Below are 18443 nucleotides of genomic sequence, written 5' to 3'. Positions count from 1 at the left end.
AAAACGCCTTCAGGGCGTTTTTTATCGCCAAAGGGTTACCTGCAGGACCTGAACGGGTTAACCAGTCTTCGTGAATGGAAAAAGGACGATATTACAGATGAAAAAAACAAAGATTGCCGTGGGTGTGGTCGTTGCTCTTGGCGTAGTCTGGACTGCAAGCGCCTGGTTTACCGGTAAGCAGTTAGAAAAAAACATGGATCAGATGGTTCAACAGGCTAACGCGCAAATCCAGAGCACCGCACCGGAAAGCCGCCTGAAGTTGAGCTATCAGGACTTCCAGCGTGGCGTATTCAGCAGCCATGCACGCTTTGTCTTACAATCAAGTTCACAAACCGAAGATAACTCCATTCTGAAGCCAGGCCAGAGCATCATCTTTAGTGAAAATATTTCTCACGGCCCTTTCCCGCTGGCCCAGCTGAAAAAATTCAACCTTATCCCGAGCATGGCTTCCGTTCATAGCGAACTGGAAAATACTGACGTGGTGAAAAAGCTGTTTGAGATCACCAAAGGTAAGTCAATCGTGCAGGCCGAAACCCGTATCGGCTACGGTGGCAGTACTGATTCAGATATTACTCTGCTGCCTGCTGATTACAGCAACGCCGAGACCGGCGAACGCTTTGCCTTCAATGGCGGCCTTCTGAAGGTAAGCGCTGATGATAAAGGCGATAAAGTTGACTTTAGCGGCGATATTGACAGCCTGGTGATGACCACCAAAAATGAGCTGGATATGCCGGTGCTGTTTACCGTCAATGGCCTTAAAATCGCGGCGAATACCCGCCTTAGCCCGGAAGGGCTGCGCATTGGCGATCAAACTATCAATTTGAAAAAGCTGACCGCTGCGGTCGATGGTAAAGAGGCGATGGTTGCCGAAGGTCTTAACGGCAAATCGAGCTTCGACTCAACCAACAACCGCGTTAACGGCCTGATTGATTACACCCTCGACAGCCTGAAGTTGCAGGGGCAGAGCTTTGGTCAGGGTAAACTGGCGCTGAAGCTGGATGGTTTCGATGGCAAAGCACTCAAGACCTTCTCTGAAACCTATAACCGTCAGGTACAGGCACTCACCAACGATCCGGCGATGCAGGAAAATCCTGAGCTGTATCAGCAGCGTGCCAGTGAACTGTTGACGACAAATCTCCCGCTGCTGCTGAAGGGCAACCCTTCCATCAGTATTGCGCCATTTAGCTGGAAAAATGACAAGGGTGAAAGCACCTATACGCTGAACGCACAGTTTAAAGAGCAGGTAGCTGACGCAGCTCCTGCGCAGAGTATTGGCCAGCAGGTCGACTCCGTGTTGAAAGCGCTGGACACCAGGCTGACTATTTCGATGCCAATGGCTACCGAAATGATGACTCATGTGGCAATGGCTGAAGGCTATAAGCAGGAAGATGCTGCGAAGCTGGCTGACCAGCAGGTGAAAGGTCTGGCTGCAATGGGCCAGATGTTTAAACTGACCACGCAGCAGGACAACAACATCAGTACCAGCCTGCAATATGGCGACGGTCAGATCACCATGAACGGTGAGAAAATGCCGCTGGAACAGTTCCTCTCCCGCTACATGCTGGGCGGTGGCGCAGTTCCACCAGCAATGCCGCAGTAAATCCCTCAACGGGCCGCAATCGCGGCCCGTCTTTTTTATAAAGCCTGTGGATCAGACTCCAGCAGCACTTTATCACCGAAATCTGGCAGCGAATGCTGACGCAGATAATCAGCAAATGACATGCGCGAATCCGCCTTATCCCATGCCGTCTGTAACTCAGCCAGCAGATCGGTTGATTTCGACGTCTGTTGCGGGGTTGCAGTATCAGACTCCAGCCACCCTTTCACATACTTCTGAACACGCGTAGCGGTACTCGCCGACCGATCGAGCGTTGCCGACACCAGCGCCCCCTTGCGATACTCAATTTCAGTGGTGCTTTCCGCCTTGTCATCAATCTGGGTGTAAAAGTAATTCTGTGAGTTTCTGTCGGTAGTCAGATTGAGTTGCAGCCCGGCAGTGAGTGCCTTGTGGAAGCTGGCGGTCAGATGGGACTGCTGTTTCTGAGTAATATTGCGATTCTGATCGCTGGTGCCGGTAATAGTGCTCGCCTGCGACACCTGATAAGAGAAGGAATCCACCTCCCCCAGACGGGTCGGATTAATGGATACCGGCGTCTGCGTTAACGAAGCGGTAAAATCAGCTAATCCACTGAGCATATTTTTATCTGAACGCGTCAGGGAGATATAGGTTGTTTCCCGGCCACTTTTTACGCTGGTACCACTTTCGCTGTAGTTACTGTTTAAGGCGGTGAATGCGTCTTTGAACATCGCCATCAGCGTACTGTCACCCTCACCCCGGCTTTGCGCCCGGTCAAACTGCTTCAGATACTGATTCAGCGCCCGCTGCTGCTGACTTTCATTGCCGAGAATGGCGCGTTTGCTCATATCAACGCTGATATTCACCGTGCCGATAGCGCCGCTGGATTTAACCGAACGCGTGTTGCTGTCAGCATGGAAATCGAGCGTCAGCTTATTATCGCCCGCCACCGTGGCATGCAGATCCACCGACTTAAGCACCGCGCTGTTAAATTTGGTCAGCGCAGTGAGATCAAGACGCGGCGGCTGCCCGGACAAACTATCCAGCGCTTTACTGAAGCCTTCAGAGAGTTTTTCCAGTGCGCTGCGCTCGGCATCGCTTAACGTCCCCTCTTTCACGTTCATCTCAATACCCGAACCGTCGCTGGCCTGAGAGAGTTCCACCAGCGCACCGCCAGCGGTCTTAACGCTCAGGGTGCCCTGAGTATTGCTGACCGGCGGCGCGATGGTGATGGTTTTTGCCAGAGAATAGACCGGTGAGTGGGTAGCGGCCTGGCCCAGAGTGACCTGGGTTGAAGCGGCGGGGAGAGTTTGCGCCGTCTGTGACGCAGCGGAGTCGTTTGCCTGTCTGGTTGCGTTAAGCAACGTATTCACTGACAGGTTTCCAATTGAAGAAATAGCAGTCATTGTGTTCAATCCCTTGGTCTTTTACGCCGTAGCGTCACAGTAAATGTGGTACTTCTGCTGTTATTTTCGGCAAACAAACATAAACCTTTAGCCCATTGCGCAATTTGCTGGCGCTGTTGCGCAAAGAGTTTTTATAATGGTCTGCACTTTTATTAAAAAAACAGAGAGTGCCGACATGATCGATTCCCAGCTTCCCCTTACCGATATTCATCGCCATCTTGACGGCAATATTCGCGCACAAACCATCCTTGATTTAGGCCGTGAGTTTAATCTTGCTCTGCCTGCCGCTACCCTGGAAACGCTGCGTCCTCATGTGCAGGTGATTGAGACTGAGCCAGACCTGGTCAGCTTCCTCAACAAGCTGGACTGGGGCGTAAAAGTGCTCGGCTCACTGGATGCCTGTCGCCGTGTGGCGCTGGAAAACGTCGAAGATGCTGCCCGTGCCGGGATCCACTACGCAGAGCTGCGCTTTTCACCGGGCTATATGGCGATGACCCATAACCTGCCGGTAGCAGGCGTGGTGGAAGCAGTTATTGACGGGATCAAAGCGGGTTGCAGCGCACACAATATTGATGTGCGTCTGATTGGTATTATGAGCCGTACCTTTGGTGAAGAAGCCTGTCTGCGCGAGCTTGATGGGCTGCTGGCGCATCGTGACAGCATTACAGCGCTTGACCTGGCGGGTGATGAGCTTGGTTTCCCCGGCAGCCAGTTCCTCAGCCACTTTAACCGTGCACGCGATGCCGGACTGCGCATTACGGTACATGCCGGAGAAGCAGCAGGAGCCGAGAGCATCTGGCAGGCGATCCGCGAGCTGGGCGCTGAACGTATTGGTCACGGAGTCAAAGCGGTAGAGGATACGGCACTGATGGACTTTATGGCGAAGCATGGCATTGGCGTTGAGTCATGCCTGACATCGAATATTCAGACCAGCACTGTGGCCTCGCTGGCGCGCCATCCGCTGAAGACGTTCCTTGAGCACGGCATTCTCGCCACTATTAATACCGACGATCCGGCGGTTCAGGGAATTGAAATTGGTCATGAATATAGCGTGGCCGCGCCCGCAGCAGGTCTGAGCCTGGCCCAGATGCGTGTGGCGCAGGAGAATGGACTGAAGATCGCCTTCCTCAGCGATGCGGAAAAAACCGCAGTTCGTGCCCGCGTAGCGGCATAATTTCATCAGGAGGGGGCAAGGTACGCCTTACCCCCCTCTTGATTTTATCTTAACGACATCGTCTGACGTTTCTCGGCAGATTGCAGGCCGAGTTCAATCAGCTCCATCACCTGAATGGCTTCTTCCGCCTTCACCGGGTTTTCACCCGTACCGTTTACCGCATCACGGATCGCCGCATAATAAGCCGGGTAGTTGCCGGGGATGGTCAGCAGCGTTTTCTCTACCATCGTATCGCCTTCCGCCAGCGTCAGCACGCCATCACGCATGTCGTAACCCCAGTCAGCCTGTGGAGGGCGTGCACCGGATTTAAGGCTGTCTTCCTGCGGATCAAGACCATATTTTACATAGCTGCCGCGGGTGCCGTGCACCTGATAACGCGCAGACTCTGCGGCCACCAGCATACTGCCGTGCAGCACCACACGGCGCTGAGGATAGATCAGCGTGGCGTGAAAATAGTCGGTAGTCACTGCCCCGGGGCGCAGATCGGCGGTATCAACGTTGATCGCTACCGGGGAACCAAACAGCTGCAATGCCTGATCGATAACATGCGGGCCAAGATCGTACCAGATGCCGCTGCCCGGCCCCTGCTGCTCACGCCAGCGCTGCTGCACCTGCGGACGGAAACGGTCAAAATGCGACTCGAAATAGCGTACTTCACCCAGCGTGCCTTCTGCCAGCAGTGCTTTTACGGTGAGGAAATCACTATCCCAGCGGCGGTTATGGAACACCGACAGCAGCAGACCTTTGGCCTTAGCCAGCGCATCAAGCTCTCGCGCCTGTGACAACGTCACTGTAAAGGGCTTATCCACCACCACATGTTTGCCCGCGTTTAACGCCGCTTTGGCTAACGGGAAGTGAGTATCATTAGGAGTAGGAATAACAATAAGTTGTAGCGTGGGGTCGTCAAACAACGTCTGGGGATCGGACACTACCTGCACTGAAGGCCAGTCAGCGTGCACTTTAGTCGCATCACTGCTGGATATTGCCGCCAGCTCCATTTCTGAAGTGCCGGCAATCAGCGGTGCATGGAAGGTTTTACTGGCAAAGCCGTAGCCAACCAGGCCAACTCGAATCTTGTCACTCATTTTAATCCCTCTCGTGGTTACCCGTTGATTTAAGACGATCAACTCATTAACCACAAGAAAGAATTGGATGAATTACGCCTCGTGGGCACGTCGTGGTACATGCCAGGTTTCCTGAGCCACCAGCGCATCATGGGCATCCAGACTGCGGCGGCGGAAATCGCTGGGGCTGACCCCGGCCCGTTTGCGGAACACGCGCGAGAAGTAAAGCTGATCGTCATACCCCACTTCACGGCCAATGCTGGCGATCGGTTCCTGGGTCGTCTGCAACAGCAGTTTGGCACGGATCACCCGCTGGTCTTCACGCCACCGCAACAGGTTAACCCCCATCTGCTCGCGGAAAAGATGCGCCAGCCGCGACGGCGACAGGCAGACATGTTTTGCCACCTCTTCGATTTTCACTTCAGCCGCCAGATTATTCGTCACGTACTGGCAGGCCTCCACTACGCGCGCATCGCGCACCTGTTGCTGACTGCGCGGGTCTTCCTGCACCGCACGCAGCAGCAGCCTTTCCAGCAGGTTCATTGCCAGCTCTTCAGCAAACGGACGCCCGGAGTTATGGGTATGTTCGATATTCGCGAACAACCGGTCAAACTCACCGCGCAGCGACTCCGGCAGGCGCAGGCGGCCCACGCCCTGCGCCTCATCCTGCCACTCCAGCCAGTCGCTCCAGTAGGCCCGTGGGCGGAAATAAACCCAGCGATGATACCAGCAGTCACTCTCCGGCAGCCGCCCGTAATAGTGTGGGGTTTTTGGCTGAAACAGCAGCAAATCGCCGGGTTCACAATCAAAGGCTGCCTCACCGTCAAATACCCGCCCGCGCCCTTTGATGGTCAGGTTGAGAATGTAGCCTTTCATGCCGTGCGGGCGATCGATAAAGAAATCGAGCGGCCCCGCCGCATTTATTGGCGTCAGTCCCGCCACCAGCCAGGCGCTAAACGGATAGCCGGGAAGCAATGGGTTGGATTGCGCCACCGGCGCCAGACGATGATACATAACGCCTCCTGTCAGACCGCTTTCGCTTTTTGTTTGTAACGGTCGAAAATTACCGCCGCTAACAATATCAGACCACGTACTACGTACTGTGAGAAAGGCGATATATTGAGTAAATTCATCGCATTTTCCACCGTTCCTAGAATCAGTACCCCGGCGATCACATAGGAGATTTTACCGATGCCCCCCTTCAAAGAGACGCCCCCGAGTACACAGGCTGAGATAACAATCAGCTCATAGCCCAGTGAGGTCATCGGCTGGCCGCTGGTCATACGCGATGCCAGAATAATCCCCGCCGCCGCTGATACCAGTCCGGAAAGAATAAAGATAATGATACGGGTACGCACCACCGGAACACCGGCCAGACGCGCCGCCTCTTCATTGCCGCCAATTGCCAGCGTGTTACGACCAAAGGTGGTTTTGTTCAGCAGAAACGCAAACAGCGCCAGAGTTATAATCGTCAGCCATACCGGTGCCGGAATACCCAGCCAGCTGGCGTAACCGAGAGCAAAAAAGCGCTCATCTTCAATGCCGACCGCTTTACCGTCAGAAAAGATATAGGCCAGTCCGCGCACAATCTGCATGGTTGCCAGCGTGGTAATCAACGCATTAATTTTCAGTTTAGCAATGACAAAACCGTTTACCAGGCCGCAGGCAACGCCGAGCAGCAGTCCGGCGGCGACACCGATCCACAGACTTTCGGTCATATTGATCACCACCGCGCAGACCACCCCGGCGCAGGCAATTACTGAGGCTACCGACAGGTCGAAATCGCCGGAGGCCAGGCAGAACAACATCCCACAGGCCACCATGCCGGACATCGACATCGCCAGACCAAGACCTTTCATATTGATCAGTGAGCCAAAGTTCGGCACAAAGACCGTACAGGCAATAAACAGCGCGGCAAATACCACCAGCATCCCGAAATTGTCCCAGATGCGGCTCAGACTGAAGCGCGATGGCGCTGCGGGTGTAACGGATGAGGTCGTTGACATAGGTTTCTCCTGCATATTCTTCAGGCCACGGATGTGGCTGGTTTGGCGGTTTTTGGCATCGCCAGACTCAGCGTCAGCGCTTCCGTGGCGTCGTTATGATCCAGTTCTCCGGCGATTTCACCTTCGCGCATCACCAGAATTCTGTCAGCCAGCCCCATCACTTCCGGCAGGTCGCTGGAGGCGAACAGCACCGCGATCCCCTGATCTGCCAGCGCGTAAATCAGCTGATAAATTTCGTTTTTTGCGCCAACGTCGATTCCACGCGTTGGTTCATCCAGCAGGATCACTTTCATCTCCTCTGACAGCCAGCGACCGAGGATCGCCTTTTGCTGATTGCCACCTGAAAGGTTCATAATCAGCTGATCTGCCGAGGGGGTTTTGATATTCAGTGAACGAATATGTATTCCGGCGTTGCTGGCTTCCCAGCGTTTGTCGATCAGGCAGCCCGCCGTGAGGTTGTTACGTCTGGCGCTGATGTTGATATTGTCGCGTACCGAATGCACCGGGATAATGCCGTCGGCCTTGCGATCTTCCGGGCAGAGCATAATGCCCGCGCGAATCGCTTCAATCGGCTCCCTGATGTTAAGCATTTTGCCATCCAGCCACAGCTCACCGCTGGTCAGCCGCGTGGCACCAAACAATCCTTTCATCAGTTCACTACGACCGGCCCCTACCAGGCCAAACAGCCCGACAATTTCACCTGCACGCACGCTAAATGACACCGGGCTGCGCACGCCTTTAGCATGAACGTTGTTCAGCTGTAGCCTGACTTCACCCTGAACGCGCGGCCGGTAGCCATAGATATCACCAATTTCACGCCCGACCATCGCCTGCACCAGTTCATCGTTTCCGGTGGTGGCCATATCGGTAAAGGTGCGCACGTAACGACCATCTTTAAACACCGTGATGGCATCGCTGAGGGCAAAAATTTCCTCCATACGGTGAGAGACGTAGAGCACCACACGGCCGTCAGCACGCAGCTGGCGTATGACGCGGAACAGCTGGTCTATCTCGCGCGCTGAGAGTGAGCTGGTTGGTTCATCGAAAGCGATAACCTGCGCGTTACGTGTTAACGCCTTGGCGATCTCCACCATCTGCCACTGGCCGAGTGAGAGATATTTCAACGGCATATCCGGGTCAATATCCATACCCAGAGTATTGAGCTGACGCGCAGCCTCAGAGCGCAGGCGCGAGCGGTTCACCAGCCCACCGCGCTGCGGCAGCTGACCTAAAAAGATGTTTTCCGCCACCGACATTTCCGGCACCAGATGTAATTCCTGATAAATAATCGCCACCCCGGCGTTCAGCGCATCGGTGGTGTTCTGGAAATTCACCGGCTGACCCTTGATGCGGATTTCTCCACCGCTGGCCTGATAGCTGCCGCTGAGAATTTTTAACAGCGTCGATTTTCCCGCGCCGTTTTCACCCATCAGGGCGTGCACTTCCCCGGCATAACAGTCAAAACTGATGTCCTGCAACGCTTTCACGCCCGGAAAAGTTTTGCTGATGCCGTGAAAACTGAGATATGGAGGTTGCTGACTCATGATTTCTCCAGGTTTCGGGCGAGGCGTGCCTCGCCCCTACGTACAACCGTTATGTCATTCCGGACGAAGCGTGCCTCGCCCCTACGTACAACCGTTATGTCATTCCGGACGAAGCGTGCCTCGCCCCTGGGTATAACCGTGATGTCATTCCGGACGAAGCGTGCCTCGCCCCTGGGTATAACCGAACACAACATGTGACGATTTCTGTAGGGGTCGGGCATGCCCGACCCGCTGCCAGAGATTACTTCAGACCTTTTTTCGCCAGCTCGGTTTTGAAATTGTCGCGGGTGATCAGCACCACATCGGTAACTTCCGTAAATTTCGCAGGCTCAATATCTTTGGTTACCCAGTCATGCAGCATCTGAATACTGCGATAACCGTGTACATCCGGGCTTGGCAGCAGCGAACCATAGAAACCTGTCGCCTGGCCTTTTGACAGCTCGCTGACCGCATCCACACCATTAATGCCAATACCAATGACGTTTGGTGCTTTAAAGCCCTGACCTTCCGTTGCACGGACACCACCGAGAACGGTGTTGTCGTTCATGCCCACAATCAGCCAGTTTTTCACTTCAGGATGCTGAACCAGCAGGGAGTTACCGGCGTCAAAAGCACCGGGGATATCGTTAGATTTTGTTGGGATCTGATAGATCTGTTTTTCCGGGAATCCGGCGGCTTTCAGTGCATCGATGGAGCCACCGGTACGACGGCGGGCGGTATCAAGCTCGTTAGCAGTAATCGCCATCACGGCCGTGTCTTTTACATCCCAGCCGCGTTTCTGCATCTCTTTGTACAGCTCCTGCCCCTGACGTTCGCCAATTTTAGTGGCGGCCATCATCACCAGCGGCACGGTGTCCATCGGCTTACCTTTGGCAGTAACGAACTGATCGTCTACAGCAATCACTTTCAGACCGTAGCTGCGTGCTTTAGCGACGATCGCTGAACCCAGTTTCGGATCGGGGGTACAGATAACAAACCCTTTCGCTCCACTGGCGGCAAGACTGTCGATGGCATTCAGGGTTTTCTCACCATCCGGCACCGCGATTTTAATCACTTCAAAACCGAGATCCTTACCGGCTTTGTCGGCAAATTTCCATTCAGTCTGGAACCATGGCTCTTCCGGCTGTTTTACCAAAAAACCCAGTTTCATTGACTCCGCCATAGCGGATTGTGACATAACGGCTGCGAGGCCAATCGCGGCCAGCGCTTTAGTGAATTTGTGCATGAGGCTCTCCGGCTCAGTGCCCGCCTTGGGCGGGATTGTGTAAACGGTAACAATCGGCTGTTGAAAAAATTAAAATCAGTTAAACAATACCTTACCTGCACACTAACTTTGGGCCAGCGGCGGTAGTGCGCTAGTTTTACCCGCAAGTAAACTGAAATATGTAGAGCGCTATCACACCCTGAAATTACAGTCGTTTTGTCCATCTTTTCAGCCAATTTAACCGATGAGCAACATTTGAAGCCCATCACAATACCGCCCTCCATGACAGAAAAGTGCATATTTGCAGCCAGCCGCACCTAACCGATTCCCCGCCATGTTTCCAGGATAGAGGAACATTAAAAAAGCCTGTTCTGAATATAACGGAGAACAACTATGCATAAGGGTGCGATTACCCTCGGACTGGATTTCGGCAGTGACTCGGTACGGGCACTGGCGGTGGAGTGCGCCACCGGGCGCGAGCTTCACAAGCAGGTGGTAGCCTATCCGCGCTGGAAGGCTGGCCGCTTCTGTAACCCGGCAAACAACCAGTTTCGTCACCATCCACAAGACTATATCGATGCTCTGGAACAGGCTATTCGTGACGTTGTCACTCAGCTGACGCCAGAGCAGCGGCTTAACGTCGTCGGTATTGGCGTGGACTCCACCGGCTCCACCCCGGCCCCCATCGACCGTGAAGGTCGCGTGCTGGCCCTGCGCCCGGAGTTTGCCGACAATCCGAACGCGATGTTTGTGCTGTGGAAAGATCACACCGCCATTGAAGAAGCTGAAGCCATTACCCGGCTCTGCCACAGCGGTGAGTTTCAGGACTATTCACGCTTTATTGGCGGTATTTACTCCTCCGAGTGGTTCTGGGCCAAGATCCTGCATATCAGCCGTAACGATGCTGCGGTACGTGAAGCTGCCGTCTCCTGGGTGGAGCTGTGCGACTGGGTGCCTGCGCTGTTAAGCGGCACCACCGCCCCGGCTGACCTGAGACGTGGCCGCTGTGCAGCAGGTCATAAATCTCTCTGGCATCCTCTGTGGCAGGGCTTACCTGAGGCGCAGTTCCTGAATGCGCTTGATCCCCTGCTGACGTCCGATCTTGATCATCCGATGTTTACCGACACCTGGACCGCAGATGTGCCAGTGGGTCAGCTCAGTGCGGAGTGGGCTGAACGCCTGGGTCTGCCCGGCAAAGTGACGCTTTCCGGCGGTGCCTTCGACTGCCATATGGGTGCCGTTGGCGCAGGTGCGCAGCCCTATACCTTAGTGAAGGTCATCGGTACCTCGACCTGCGACATTCTGATTGCCGATGCGGATCGCGTGGCCGACCGGGCGATTAAGGGGATATGCGGACAGGTGGACGGCAGTGTGGTGCCGGGAATGATTGGCCTGGAGGCCGGACAGTCAGCCTTTGGTGATATGTACGCCTGGTTTGGCCGTCTGCTGAACTGGCCGCTGGCGCAGGCTGCCCTGCTGCATCCGCAGCTTGAGCCTCAGCTGGAGCAGATACAGCACAGCCTGCTGGAACAGCTGACCGCTGCCTGGGCTGCCGATCCGCAGCTTGATCATCTGCCAGTGGTGCTCGACTGGTTCAACGGCCGGCGTACACCATTTGCCAACCAGCGCCTGAAAGGTGTGATTACCGATCTGAATCTCGGCACCGATGCCCCGACGCTGTTTGGCGGTTTTATTGCCGCCACTGCCTTCGGCGCACGCGCGATTATGGAGTGTTTCGAACAGCAGGATATTCCGGTGCAGCAGATTCTGGCGCTGGGTGGGATTGCGCGTAAATCGCCGACGATTATGCAGGTGTGCTGCGATGTGATGAATCGTCCGCTGGATATTGTCGCCTCCGATGAGTGCTGTGCGCTGGGTGCGGCAATCTTTGCCGCCGTGGCGGCCGGGGTCTACGACGATATTCCGTCAGCCCAGGCGCAAATGGCCAGCCCGCTGGCGCAGACCTTGCAGCCAGATCCTGCCCGCGTCGCCCGCTTCCAGCAGCTTTATCAGCGTTATCTTCAATGGTGTGAACTGGCGGAACCGCAGTTTGCTCCACAACCTTCATTAGTCAGCTAAGGAACCGTTTTATGACACAGTTAAATACCCACAGCGTATGGTTTGTGATTGGTACCCAGCATCTGTACGGTGCGGAAACCCTGCGTCAGGTGGAGCAGCATGGACAGCAGGTAGTGGATGGATTAAACCGGGCGGGTAAGCTGCCCTTCTCCTTACAGCTCAAGCCGCTGGTGAAAACGCCAGATGAGGCCCTGTCACTGTGCCGTGAGGCCAATCACGATCAGAGCTGTCTGGGGATTGTCACCTGGCTGCATACCTTTTCCCCGGCGAAGATGTGGATTGGCGGCCTGTCGATTCTGAATAAACCTCTGTTGCAGTTCCATACCCAGTTCAACGCGGAAATTCCGTGGGATACCATGGATATGGACTTTATGAACCTCAACCAGACCGCCCACGGCGGCCGTGAGTTTGGTTTTATCGGCGCACGTATGCGTCTGCCGCATCAGGTAGTGACCGGGCACTGGCAGGATGAGCGTTCACAGCAGCGCATCGCTCAGTGGATGCGCGGCGCGGCAGCCCTTCAGGCCAGTCAGCAGCTTAAAGTAGCCCGTTTTGGCGATAATATGCGTGAAGTGGCAGTGACCGAGGGTGACAAAGTCGCGGCTCAAATCCAGTTTGGCTATGCGGTCAACGGCTGGGGCGTGGGCGATCTTGTTGAGGTGATTAATCAGGTCAGCGACGGCGACGTAAACGCGCTGGTTGATGAGTATGAAAGCAGCTACGAGTTTAGCGCAGCCGCCGCAGTCAATGGTGATAAACGCCAGAACGTACTGGACGCCGCACGCATTGAACTGGGTATCAAACGCTTCCTCGATGGCGAAGGCTGCCGCGCTTTCACCACCAATTTCCAGACGCTGCACGGTATGACGCAGCTGCCGGGTCTGGCAGTACAGCGCCTGATGCAGCAGGGTTACGGGTTCGCTGGTGAAGGTGACTGGAAAACGGCAGCGCTGTTGCATGTGTTCAAAGTGATGGCGGGCAATGTAGCCGGCGGCACCTCGTTTATGGAGGATTACACCTATCACTTTGCACCAGGCAACGATCTGGTGCTGGGTTCTCATATGCTGGAAGTGTGCCCTTCTATTGCGCGCGAAGCCAAACCACTGCTGGATGTACAGCCGCTGGGCATTGGCGGCAAGGCCGATCCGGCCCGTCTGATCTTCTCCGCTCCTGCCGGACGAGCCGTCAATGCCAGCGTCATTGATATGGGCGATCGCTTCCGTCTGCTGGTCAATGTCGTGGATGCCATTGAGCAGCCTCAGGCGCTGCCTAAACTGCCGGTAGCGCGTGCTCTGTGGCGTGCACAGCCTTCGCTGGCGACAGCCTCAGAAGCATGGATTCTTGGTGGCGGTGCGCACCATACGGTCTTCAGCCAGGCGCTGACGGTAGAAGATATGCGTTTATACGCTGAGTTGACCGGTATTGAAGTGCTGGTGATTGATGAAGAGACGACGCTGCACGGTTTCCGCGATGCGCTGCGCTGGAATGAGGCGTACTACCGCTTAAATCAGCGTTAATTATTCCGGAGCTTTGGTTATATGTTGACGGGTCGGCCAGAAGGCCGGCCTTTTTTATGCAAGGAGATCAGAGTAACTCTTTTGCTGCGGATAAGGCATGGGTACAAACCGACCGCATGCCTTGCCCTGTGAAGAACAGATTCTTTAAAGCAACCGCTTAACCGGCGCATTTTGCTGGCGATCCCACATTACCGTCAGCAAACGCTGCAACGCTATAAATGCAAACAGCAGCACACCAATAGCAATCTTCGTCCACCAGGAGCTCAGGGTGCCATCGAAGTTAATCCATGTCTGAATCAGCCCCTGAATCAACACGCCGAACAGCGTACCCAGCACCGTGCCAACGCCGCCGGAAAGTAGCGTACCGCCAATAACGACGGAGGCGATGGCGTCCAGCTCCACGCCCATGCCTGCCAGCGCGTAGCCCGCAGAGGTATAGATGGAGAAGACAATACCCGCCAGCGTTGCCAGACCGGATGAGAGCATATAAATACGCACCGTGGTGCTGCGGGTGGAGATCCCCATTAACTGAGCGGAGGTGGCGTTGCCACCGATGGCATACACCTGATTGCCAAAGCGGCTGCGGTGTGCCAGCAAAATGCCCAGCGCCACTACCGCCAGCATTATTACCGCCAGCAGACTGAGGCGGCCTCCGCCCGGGATCTTCCACGCCATCGAAGAGAGCGTTGCGTACAGAGGATGATCGATAGGCAATGAACTCTCTGCCACCAGATAACTACAGCCGCGCAGAAAGAACATCCCGGCCAGGGTAATAATAAACGCCGGAATTTTAAGTGCATCGATTAACCAACCCATAAAAGCGCCGAACGCGGTTCCCATCGACAGTACCAGCGCAAAAGCCAGCCAGGGATCAAGATGAAAATCACCAATGGCACGGGCCAGAAACACCCCGGTAAAGGCGATCACCGCCCCCACCGAGAGATCAATACCGCCGGACAGGATCACAAAAGTCATCCCAACAGCAATAATGCCGAGGAAGGCATTATCGGTGAGGATATTCGCTATCACCCGCGTGGAGGCAAACCCCGGGAACTGACTGAGACAGAACAGATACCCCGCTACAAACACCAGCAGGGTGATCATTAACGGCAGATGACGTTTAATCACGGCGGTGCCCTCTTTTAAACAGTTGGATAAAGCGCGGAGATTGCAGCAGCAGTACCAGCATCACTACCACCGCTTTCACCACCTGATTCAGCTCAGGTGGGAATCCGGAAAGCAGAATGCCGGTATTCATCGCCTGAATGATCAGCGCGCCAATCAGCGACAGCAGCAGATTAAATCGCCCGCCCATCAGCGATGCGCCGCCGATTACCACCGCCAGGATCGCATCCAGCTCCAGCCACAGTCCGGCGTTGTTAGCATCTGCACCGCGAATATCAGCGGCTACAATCAGCCCGGCTACCGCCGCGCACAAACCGCTGAGGATGTAGGTACTCATCACCACCAGCCAGCCGTTGACCCCGGCGTTACGCGCCGCACGCAGGTTAATACCCACGGCTTCGATAAACATACCCAGCGCGGTTTTGCGCGTCAGCAGCCAGACCAGCAGCGCCAGCGCCAGGGTTATCCATACCGGCACCGGCAGCAGCAGCAACGTTCCGCTGCCCAGCCGTGCCAGCGCGTCGCTGTCGAAGGTAACAATCTGCCCCTGGGTTATCAGCTGCGCGATACCGCGCCCCGCCACCATTAAAATCAGGGTGGCGACAAACGGCTGGATCTTAAGCAATGCCACCAGCACGCCATTCCATAACCCACACAGGATGCCGCTGCCCAGCGTCACCATAATAATCACCGGCAGGCTGTGCCCGGCTACGGTTAACGTGGCGGCGGTAGCTCCGGCAATCGCCATCACCGCGCCAACGGACAGATCGATTCCCCCGGTAGCAATAACCAGCGTCATACCAATGGCGAGAATCGCCACCGGGGCCGCACGGTTGAGAATATCAATCGGGCTGCCGAACAGCCGCCCGTCCTGGAGATGAACGGCAAAAAAATTATTCGCTACCAGGCTGTCGATAAGCAGCACCAGCAGCAGCGCGCCAATCTGGGGTAATCCCGGCGGCAGTTTGCGTTTTAACATCGGTGGTTTCCCCGCCATCAAATGCGATTCAGGCATGTTGCTCCCCTCCTGCGGCGATCGCGTTGACGATGGCCGCAACGGACAGCTGCTCCAGTGGTATCTCGGCCACCTGCTGGCGATCGCGCAGGATCACCACCCGATCGGCGTAGCCCACCAGCTCCTCCAGCTCTGACGAGATCACCAGCAGCGCCAGACCATCGGCGCACAGGGTTTCTATCAGACGGATAATCTCCGCATGTGCGCCAACGTCGATACCGCGCGTTGGTTCATCGAGGATCAGGAACTGCGGTTTTGTCACCAGCCAGCGCGACAGCAATACCTTTTGCTGGTTGCCGCCAGAAAGCAGCTCCACCGGCTGTTCAGCATTCGGCGTACGAATCCCCAGACTTTTGATAAAGCGATCGGCAACCTGCTGCTGCTCACGTTTTGGGATCGGCCTTAGCCAGCCGCGCTGGGCCTGTAATGCGAGGATGATATTTTCCCGTACCGAAGCCGCACCGATAATCCCGTCAGTTTTGCGATCTTCCGGGCAAAAGCCCATGCCCAGGCGGGATGCCTGCGCGGGTGAGCGAATGGTCTGTGGTTTTCCCTTGATGAAGGCGCTGCCGCTGTCGGCACGTTTAATACCGAACAGCAGTTCCGCGGTTTCGGTTCGCCCGGATCCCAGCAGTCCGGCCAGTCCGACTGCCTCACCGGGGCGTATGCTCAGGCTGAAGGGCTCAATCGTCCCTTTTTTGCCATAGTCTTTAAATTCCACCACCGGCTGATTACTTTTTAACGTGCTTCCGGCACGCTGTAGCGCTGTTTCCAGTAAATCGCGACCAAGCATCAGCTTAATCAGCTCAATTTGCGGTAGCGTTGCGGTGTCGCGCGTAGCGATAAACTGGCCGTTACGCAGCACTGTAATACGATCGGTGATGCGGTAGACCTGGTCGAGGAAATGGGTGACAAAGATCAGGCTCATGCCCTTCTCTTTCAGCTGGGTCATCAGCGTGAACAGCATGGTGACTTCACTGGCATCCAGACTGGCCGTCGGTTCATCCAGTATCAGCACCTTTGCCGAGAGATCTACTGCGCGGCAGATGGCAATAATCTGCTGCATCGCCACCGAATACTGCCCAAGGGGACGGGTAACATCCAGCTCAAAGCCATAATCCGCCATCAGTTTAACTGCTCGCTGATTCAGGGTTTTGCGGTCGATAAGACCAAAACGCTTCGGCTCGCGCCCAATAAACAGATTATCGGCTACCGACATATTGGGTAGCAGATTCACTTCCTGATAAACGGTGCCAATCCCAAGCTGCTGTGCTTCGGCGGTGTTGCGCGGGTGAATTGCCTGCCCGTCAAGCATGATCGTTCCGGCATCACGCTGATAAACGCCGGTCAGCACCTTAATCAGCGTGGATTTTCCCGCACCGTTTTCCCCCAGCAGCGCCATGATTTCGCCGGGGCGAAGGTCAAACGAGACATTATCCAGCGCCCGGACGCCGGGAAAGGATTTGCTGACGTTGCTGATATTCAGCAACGCCGGCGTTGGGGTGTCGATGGTCATAGGTGTGCCTCAGGCCATGATTAAACCGCCCCGAGAGGGGCGGCGCGGGGATCAGTAACCCATCCCTTTTTTGGTATCTAACTGCGCCTGCGCATCGGCTGGCAGGAACAGTTTGGTTTCAGTTTTAATGATTTTTGGCGGCATGGTGCCGTCTTTTTTCAGTTTTTCCAGCGCATCAAATGCCGGGCCAGCCATATTTGGCGTCAGCTCTACGTTGGCATTCGCTTCACCGGCCAGCATCGCTTTATAAATATCCGGAACACCATCAATTGATCCGGTTAAAATATCTTTACCCGGTTTAAGCCCCGCTTCTTTAATCGCCTGAATGGCACCGATTGCCATATCATCGTTATGGGCATAAACCATGCAGATATTCTTGCCGTTATTTTCTGCCTTAATAAAACTTTCCATCACTTCTTTACCTTTGCTGCGGGTAAAGTCGCCGGACTGTGAACGGATAACTTTTATATTTGGGGTGTTGGCGATGGCTTCAGCAAAGCCTTTTTTACGGTCGATGGCCACGCTGGCACCTACGGTACCTTGCAGCTCTACCACGTTACACGGCTTGCCCGCCTGGTGTTTCACCAGCCAGTCACCGATCAGCTTCCCTTCATAGACGTTATCCGCCGTGACCACCGCCTGATACAGGGACTTATCTTTTACCACAATGGCACGGTCGAGCAGGAACACCGGAATTTTGGCGTCTTTGGCTTCTGAGAGCACGGGTTCCCAGCCGGTCTGAACCACAGGTGCAATAAAGATTGCGTCAACGCCCTGAGCGATAAACGAGCGTACCGCCTTGATCTGATTCTCTTGTTTTTGCTGGCCATCAGCGATCTTAAGCGTAATGCCGCGCTTCTGAGCCTCACTTTTTGCCACGCTGGTTTCTGCTGCGCGCCAGCCGGATTCAGAACCAACCTGTGAGAATCCAACGGTCATAGATTCAGCCAGCGCAGGTGCAGCCAGGCTGGCACTGATAAGGGTGGATAAGAGTAAACGCTTCCACATGGTCATTATTCCTCTGAAGGGATTTCATCGTATAGGGTTAAGAGCCACTCAAGCCTGGCCTATTCACCAAAAAACATTTACGACAATGCTCACAAAATTCAACAAAACAAATGAGTTACACCATTGATGATGGCGAATTGCTTCCGCAGGCATATGGAAGAAACGGGTATCGGGCGAAAAAAATAGGTTAAATAAGTGTAATAAACAGA

Annotated in this window: 14 protein-coding genes; 4 read left to right on the top strand and 10 right to left on the bottom strand. The window is 55.0% G+C overall.

The window, feature by feature from the left end:
* Window positions 1–97: 97 nt before the first annotated feature.
* Window positions 98–1600 (top strand): YdgA family protein, encoded by a 1503-nt coding sequence (locus GN242_RS09480; RefSeq protein ID WP_154751320.1) that lies wholly within the window; start codon window positions 98–100, stop codon window positions 1598–1600.
* A gap of 35 nt (window positions 1601–1635) precedes the next feature.
* On the opposite strand, the gene GN242_RS09475 is transcribed toward GN242_RS09480, so the two are convergent.
* Complete coding sequence (locus GN242_RS09475) at window positions 1636–2982, bottom strand: hypothetical protein (RefSeq protein WP_156287351.1); 1347 nt, start codon at window positions 2980–2982, stop codon at window positions 1636–1638.
* Between the two features lie 175 nt (window positions 2983–3157).
* On the opposite strand from GN242_RS09475, the gene add reads away from it, so the two are divergent.
* Window positions 3158–4156: an adenosine deaminase gene (add, locus tag GN242_RS09470; protein WP_154751322.1), complete on the top strand. Its 999-nt coding sequence runs from the start codon at window positions 3158–3160 to the stop codon at window positions 4154–4156.
* Between the two features lie 44 nt (window positions 4157–4200).
* On the opposite strand, the gene GN242_RS09465 is transcribed toward add, so the two are convergent.
* The 5 genes from GN242_RS09465 to GN242_RS09445 form a co-directional block, all read right to left on the bottom strand.
* Window positions 4201–5241 (bottom strand): oxidoreductase, encoded by a 1041-nt coding sequence (locus GN242_RS09465; RefSeq protein WP_154751323.1) that lies wholly within the window; start codon window positions 5239–5241, stop codon window positions 4201–4203.
* A gap of 72 nt (window positions 5242–5313) precedes the next feature.
* A complete protein-coding gene (gene araC, locus GN242_RS09460; RefSeq protein WP_154751324.1) occupies window positions 5314–6234 on the bottom strand; it encodes an arabinose operon transcriptional regulator AraC in 921 nt (306 codons plus the stop codon).
* A gap of 11 nt (window positions 6235–6245) precedes the next feature.
* Window positions 6246–7226: an L-arabinose ABC transporter permease AraH gene (gene araH / locus GN242_RS09455; RefSeq protein WP_154751325.1), complete on the bottom strand. Its 981-nt coding sequence runs from the start codon at window positions 7224–7226 to the stop codon at window positions 6246–6248.
* Between the two features lie 20 nt (window positions 7227–7246).
* Window positions 7247–8770 (bottom strand): L-arabinose ABC transporter ATP-binding protein AraG, encoded by a 1524-nt coding sequence (gene araG / locus GN242_RS09450; protein WP_156287350.1) that lies wholly within the window; start codon window positions 8768–8770, stop codon window positions 7247–7249.
* A gap of 241 nt (window positions 8771–9011) precedes the next feature.
* Complete coding sequence (locus tag GN242_RS09445; RefSeq protein ID WP_154751327.1) at window positions 9012–9995, bottom strand: arabinose ABC transporter substrate-binding protein; 984 nt, start codon at window positions 9993–9995, stop codon at window positions 9012–9014.
* 372 nt (window positions 9996–10367) lie between these two features.
* On the opposite strand from GN242_RS09445, the gene GN242_RS09440 reads away from it, so the two are divergent.
* Both GN242_RS09440 and araA read left to right on the top strand, forming a co-directional pair.
* Window positions 10368–12053 carry a ribulokinase gene (locus GN242_RS09440; RefSeq protein WP_154751328.1) on the top strand — a complete coding sequence of 562 codons (1686 nt, stop codon included), beginning with the start codon at window positions 10368–10370 and terminating at the stop codon, window positions 12051–12053.
* Window positions 12054–12064: 11 nt separating this feature from the next.
* Entirely contained in the window at window positions 12065–13570 is a 1506-nt protein-coding gene (gene araA, locus GN242_RS09435; protein ID WP_154751329.1) for an L-arabinose isomerase, read from the top strand.
* A 144-nt stretch (window positions 13571–13714) separates the two neighbouring features.
* Here the strand turns inward: araA and yjfF are convergent, their stop codons facing one another.
* Genes yjfF through ytfQ form a run of 4 tightly spaced genes read right to left on the bottom strand, consistent with a single transcriptional unit; the run spans window position 13715 to window position 18234 of the window.
* Window positions 13715–14698: a galactofuranose ABC transporter, permease protein YjfF gene (yjfF, locus tag GN242_RS09430; protein ID WP_156287349.1), complete on the bottom strand. Its 984-nt coding sequence runs from the start codon at window positions 14696–14698 to the stop codon at window positions 13715–13717.
* Window positions 14691–15710: a galactofuranose ABC transporter, ATP-binding protein YtfT gene (ytfT, locus tag GN242_RS09425; protein ID WP_156287348.1), complete on the bottom strand. Its 1020-nt coding sequence runs from the start codon at window positions 15708–15710 to the stop codon at window positions 14691–14693. Before ytfT ends, yjfF begins: the two co-directional genes overlap by 8 nt.
* Window positions 15703–17226, bottom strand: coding sequence for a galactofuranose ABC transporter, ATP-binding protein YtfR (gene ytfR, locus GN242_RS09420; protein WP_156287347.1), 1524 nt, complete (start codon window positions 17224–17226; stop codon window positions 15703–15705). Before ytfR ends, ytfT begins: the two co-directional genes overlap by 8 nt.
* A 51-nt stretch (window positions 17227–17277) precedes the next feature.
* Entirely contained in the window at window positions 17278–18234 is a 957-nt protein-coding gene (ytfQ, locus tag GN242_RS09415) for a galactofuranose ABC transporter, galactofuranose-binding protein YtfQ (protein ID WP_154751332.1), read from the bottom strand.
* Window positions 18235–18443: the final 209 nt, after the last annotated feature.

The sequence above is a fragment of the Erwinia sorbitola genome, from assembly GCF_009738185.1.
GTDB classification, from domain to species: Bacteria; Pseudomonadota; Gammaproteobacteria; order Enterobacterales; family Enterobacteriaceae; genus Erwinia; species Erwinia sorbitola.
Note: the sequence above shows the minus strand (reverse complement) of the source record. Positions and strands in the feature narration are given on the sequence as shown.